Below are 5,129 nucleotides of genomic sequence, written 5' to 3' on the forward strand. Positions count from 1 at the left end.
GTCATACATCCTTTAATATTCACCTTCATGAGGTTTCAGGGGTTCTTTGTTTATAGACTTAACGGTCTGTTTAACCCCAAAACCCAAATCTAATGGATAAGAATTTAAAACGCATGGCCACCATGCACCGGATGCAAGTTGCTGGATTAGAGTTATTTTATAAGAATGGCTATTATAATACCAGTATTGATGATATTTTAAAATCCCTTTCTCTTTCTAAAGGAGCCTTTTACTATCATTTTCAGTCAAAAGAAGATTTTTTCGTAAGTATTGTTCAAAACTTAATTGTTCGTAAAGTATACAGTATGCTTATTGAACCAATAGAAGGAAAGGAAAACCCCTTCCCTGTTATTGAAAAATGTTTTGAAAATGCTTTGGAAACAGCTGAGCATAATGATATGGACTATGGCTTCGTTCTTAGTAACTTTATTTCAGAGTTCAACGGAAGAAATACGGTCATATCTAATTATTTAATGGATATTTATAAGATTTGGGAAGTTAATTTAATCTCAATCCTACAAAAAGGAAAGTCTGATGGTTTTGTAGACAGGCATGTTGACAGTGAAGGTGTTGCTACATATTTAATTTCCTCATACATGGGTGTAAGAACCTTAATGGTCCAGGGTAATTGCAGAAATTTAAGATATAAATACATGCAACAATTGAGGCAATACTTTAATTCATTAACTCAAAAAGAAGCTGTATAATAAAAAACTACCTGGCCTCAAGCAGGGCGGAAATCCGTCTAATAATAGTTTCAGGTACTATTGTAGACATGACATTTTCATATCCCTCAGGCATAGTGTTTCCATATATGGAGGTTGGAATTAGTGGATATTTTGTCCTGTCCGAAAGAAGACTGTTTTCCGGTGCCTGACGAAAAGGAGAAAAACCGGCATAAGGATGTGTAACACCCCATAAGGTAATTGTAGGTACATTAAATATTGCAGCCAGATGGCCATTCCCACTATCCATAGACACCATTAGGTCCAAATTGGAGATTAAAGCCAATTCCTCTTCAAAAGAAAAATCGTCAATAGTATTTATGCAATTTTGACACGAATCCGACCATTGTTGCAACTGTTTCTTTTCTAACTCCCCACCTCCAAAAAATATTATTTTATACTTATTGGTTTCATTTAGTGACAAAATAACTTCTTGCATGAGTCCAAATGGATAGGTTTTCCCGGGGTAAGCAGCAAAAGGAGCGATGCCCACCCACCTTAGGTTATCTGGTCTTACCAATTCCAGTACTTTTTCAGATAATATTCTTTTTGATAGCCCTTTAGCACTTTTCAGATTTATAGGAAACCCCAGTTCATAAAAAACGTCGGCATAGCGTTGGAAAGTAGTTTTTAAAGGCTTAAAGACCTTGTTTTTATGCGTAGTCAATGCTCTTTTCGCTTTTCTACCCTTATCAATCTGTATAACAGGTATGTTAGATAACACAAAGAACCCCTTTAAAACAGAGCTTCTCAGCACATTGTGCAGATCGGCCACGGCGTCAATTCCCAGGGTCTTCAATTCCTTAAATAATCTCCACAATCCCCGGATTCCTTTATGTTTACCATCAACATCTGCCTCATATACTTGAACATTTGATAAACCAATAAACATAGGGCTGAAAAAGGCTCTCGTGAGTACTGTAATTTGCAAATCGGGATATTCTACGGCAAGTAGGTTTAAAACAGGAACTGTCATTGCCACATCTCCCATGGCTGACAAACGAATAACTAAAAGATGTTTGTATTTACTTTTGCCCACGCAAAACCGGATTTAACTCCTCATCATTGTACATCTTCATTTGTCTGTAGGTCTTCATAAAAATAAGACCTTGTTCAATATCAGTCAGCAATTGATCTATTGCAGAAGATAAGTCTTCCTTCTGCTCAAGAAGCACATTTAACTTTTGACTACATTTTTTAAGGTGTTCCTCAGATGCATCAGTTCGTGTGGTCTCTTCTTGCATGTGATAGATTTTTAATGCCAAAATAGAAAGTCGATCAATGGCCCAGGCGGGGCTTTCGGTATTGATTCTGGCATTCGGCAATGTTTGTACCGACTGGTATTTATTCAAAAAATAGCTATCAATATATTCCACCAAATCTGTTCTGTCCTGATTGCTGGCATCTATTTTTCGTTTTAATTCCAATGCTTTTACAGGATCTATTTCGGGGTCTCTAATAATATCCTCATAATGCCATTGAACAGTGTCAATCCAATTTTTTCTATATAGTAAATGATCAATATCTGTTTCAGGATAGGGGTTATTAAATGGCTGATTAACATCATTCTTTATGTGATAATTAACAATACTTTCTTCAAATATCCTAAAGGCTGAATTACTGAACATAGCGGTTTAAATTTGATGCAAATATACCCATTATTTCAGAATCATTTTTGTCATTAATATTAGAAAAGGAGCTACTACGGAAACCATTAGAACAATTTCCCTGAGGGTGGCCTTTTTAATTAATTCAACGTACTTAGCGAGAAAAATAGCTCCCGGAAAAAAGGTGATTAACACCGGATAGGTGTCATTTGTAGTTTTTAAGAAAGTAACCATCAAGCCCAATGCAAGCGAGATAGCGATAAGACGCATAGTGATTATTTTACCCACACCCAATTTACCCATTTTAATAAATACCAAAGACCCGGTAATAATAGTTATAATACCATAAATTGCAAGTTTGGTGCTGTTGATCCAATAAGCTATTATGTCAACATTGAAAGAAAATTGATAATGATTCTTCAAAAAGTCCAGATTATCAGTTATTATCAGAAAACAAATAGCGATAATTCCTATGGCTAAAATGCCTGTTAGAGGCACTAACCAATTTTTAATATTCTTGGGCTCGTAGAAATAAATAGCAATGCAGACCAAAATGAGGTATAAAATCGCCCAATCATAAAAAAGGCTTGCAATAAGGGTCCAGATTGTAGCATCAAATACCTTTAGCTTAATATTCTTCAAAGATTTTAGACTAATAAGCCTTCTTGTTGCCAATAAGAGGAAGAAACTACAAAACACCGCATTATCATCGAGTAAGACTTCAGGAAAAACAACAATTAACAAAGTATAATAAAGAATTGCATATGAATTTGTTGTTGTAATTTGATTTCGTTTTACAATAAAATCAACTATAAAAACACTAAATAATAGAACTCCCAGTACAACAAACTTAATCACCAATTGTTCTGGTTCATAGTGGTTCTCGTATAGCACAAAATGGACAAACCAATAGAATAAGAACAAAAAACCTAGAAGAAGAATAAAGTTTATAGGTTTTGTTTTTCCAAAAATGCCTGAAATCATCCTGGGTTTTTATATTTTTGTAATGTAAATATAACCAAGATGAGAGCATTTTTTGAGGGCATAGAAGATTTATTCGTAAATGGGCTTTTCTGGCCTTATGATTTTTTTCGATTTATTTCTGACTGGTGGGCTTCCAATGCCGTAAACTGGATCTTTGTAATACTGGGAGCTATAGCAATGATATACTGGCTTATACAACTGAAAAAGTTTGACGATAATGGAGAAGAGGATAAAAGTATTACTTCTCACTCTTACTTATAATAGAATTTTTTGGTTTTCTTAAATGGGTTAATATGAATTATATGCCCTGATTCAAGGTTTCTAAAGATCAAAACCCAGATCTTTCCTATAGTACATATTATCAAAGTGGATTTTATTTATATTTTGATATGATTTGCTAAGTCCATCTCTGAAATCTCTTCCAAAGGATGTAATGGCCATCACCCTTCCTCCGTTTGTGACTACTTTGCCATCTTTGCTATCCGTGCCAGCGTGGAATACAATTGAATCTTCAATCTTCTCGAAACCGGTAATTTCCTTTCCCTTTTCATAGGCTTCAGGATAGCCACCAGAAACCAACATCACTGTTGTGGCGGTACGTTTATCTATTTGTAAATCGATTGCATCCAAAGTCTGATCTGCAACTGCCTGGAACACTTCAACTAAGTCATTTTTTATTCTTGGAATTACAACTTCGGTCTCAGGATCTCCAAGTCGCACATTGTACTCAATAACAAAAGGATCGTCCCCAACTTTTATCAAACCGATGAAAATAAATCCCTTATACGGCAAATTGTCTTTTTTAAGGCCTTCTACGGTGGGTTTAACTACTTGCTCATGTATCTTATCCATAAACTCCTTATCCACGAAAGGAACCGGAGATATAGCCCCCATACCCCCTGTATTCAATCCTGTATCTCCCTCTCCAATACGCTTATAATCCTTGGCCGTAGGCAATATTTTATACCCTTTGCCGTCGGTGAGCACAAAAACACTTAATTCAATCCCAGCTAAAAACTCCTCAATAACAACGGTGGCACTGGCACTGCCAAATTTAGCATCGACCAACATGGTTTTTAGCTCGTCTTTAGCTTCCTGAACGTCATTTAAAATAAGAACGCCCTTCCCAGCGGCCAATCCGTCTGCTTTTAGTACGTATGGTGGTTTAAGTGTTTCTAAGAAGGAATACCCTTCATCTAAACTATCTGAGGTAAAACTTTTATAGGCAGCAGTTGGGATATTATGCCGAAATAAGAATTGTTTGGCAAATTCCTTACTCCCTTCTAAAGAAGCAGCGGCCTTTTTCGGGCCAATTACAGGAATATTCCTTAATTCAGTATCGTTTAGAAAAAAATCATGGATCCCATTTACCAAAGGGTCTTCTGGCCCTACAATAACCATATTGATGTTTTCAGAAAGCACAGTTTTTTTAATTCCTTCAATATCATTTACACCAATTGGTACATTTTTTCCAATAGCGGCAGTACCGGCATTTCCGGGGGCGATAATTAGTTTATTGAGTTTAGGGCTTTGCTTTAACTTCCATGCTATGGCATGTTCACGACCGCCAGATCCAAGAATAAGGATATTCATAATTCAAAGTTTGGGCAAAAATACGTTTTGAGCAGTAATAATCTATGCAATACCTGAGAAATCCCTGTGTTCCTTATCATAGAGCTCTTCCGGGGTCAACGATTTAAAATAGTCGTACACCTTTTTTAAGCCTTCCTCACGCCCAACTTTGGGTTCCCATCCCAATATTTCCCTGGCACGGGTAATATCTGGTTGGCGTTGTGAAGGATCATCCTGAGGT

6 protein-coding genes and 1 pseudogene are annotated in these 5,129 nt (G+C 36.2%); 2 read left to right on the top strand and 5 right to left on the bottom strand.

Features of this window, described 5'->3' with window-relative positions:
* Nucleotides 1–92: 92 nt before the first annotated feature.
* A complete protein-coding gene (locus tag WBN20_RS03080) occupies nt 93–707 on the top strand; it encodes a TetR/AcrR family transcriptional regulator (protein WP_424280662.1) in 615 nt (204 codons plus the stop codon).
* Nucleotides 708–714: 7 nt separating this feature from the next.
* Here the strand turns inward: WBN20_RS03080 and WBN20_RS03085 are convergent, their stop codons facing one another.
* From WBN20_RS03085 to WBN20_RS03095, 3 genes are read right to left on the bottom strand one after another with little or no spacing between them, the layout of a single operon-like run.
* A complete protein-coding gene (locus WBN20_RS03085; RefSeq protein ID WP_424270930.1) occupies nt 715–1,764 on the bottom strand; it encodes a glycosyltransferase family 9 protein in 1,050 nt (349 codons plus the stop codon).
* Nucleotides 1,751–2,353 carry a DUF4254 domain-containing protein gene (locus WBN20_RS03090; protein WP_424280663.1) on the bottom strand — a complete coding sequence of 201 codons (603 nt, stop codon included), beginning with the start codon at nt 2,351–2,353 and terminating at the stop codon, nt 1,751–1,753. The genes WBN20_RS03085 and WBN20_RS03090 overlap by 14 nt, the downstream gene beginning before the upstream one ends.
* Before the next feature lie 30 nt (nt 2,354–2,383).
* Nucleotides 2,384–3,316, bottom strand: coding sequence for a hypothetical protein (locus WBN20_RS03095; RefSeq protein ID WP_424280664.1), 933 nt, complete (start codon nt 3,314–3,316; stop codon nt 2,384–2,386).
* A 39-nt stretch (nt 3,317–3,355) separates the two neighbouring features.
* Between WBN20_RS03095 and WBN20_RS03100 the strand changes: the two genes are divergently transcribed.
* Entirely contained in the window at nt 3,356–3,577 is a 222-nt protein-coding gene (locus tag WBN20_RS03100; protein ID WP_424270933.1) for a DUF6341 family protein, read from the top strand.
* Between the two features lie 60 nt (nt 3,578–3,637).
* Here WBN20_RS03100 and purD read toward each other — a convergent pair whose 3' ends face one another.
* Together purD and WBN20_RS03110 are read right to left on the bottom strand one after the other, a co-directional pair.
* Nucleotides 3,638–4,909: a phosphoribosylamine--glycine ligase gene (gene purD, locus WBN20_RS03105; protein WP_424280665.1), complete on the bottom strand. Its 1,272-nt coding sequence runs from the start codon at nt 4,907–4,909 to the stop codon at nt 3,638–3,640.
* A 42-nt stretch (nt 4,910–4,951) separates the two neighbouring features.
* A pseudogene (locus WBN20_RS03110) lies at nt 4,952–5,129 on the bottom strand (SDR family NAD-dependent epimerase/dehydratase); the annotation flags it as partial.

The sequence above is a fragment of the Eudoraea sp. genome (assembly GCF_049665975.1).
GTDB lineage: Bacteria > Bacteroidota > Bacteroidia > Flavobacteriales > Flavobacteriaceae > Eudoraea.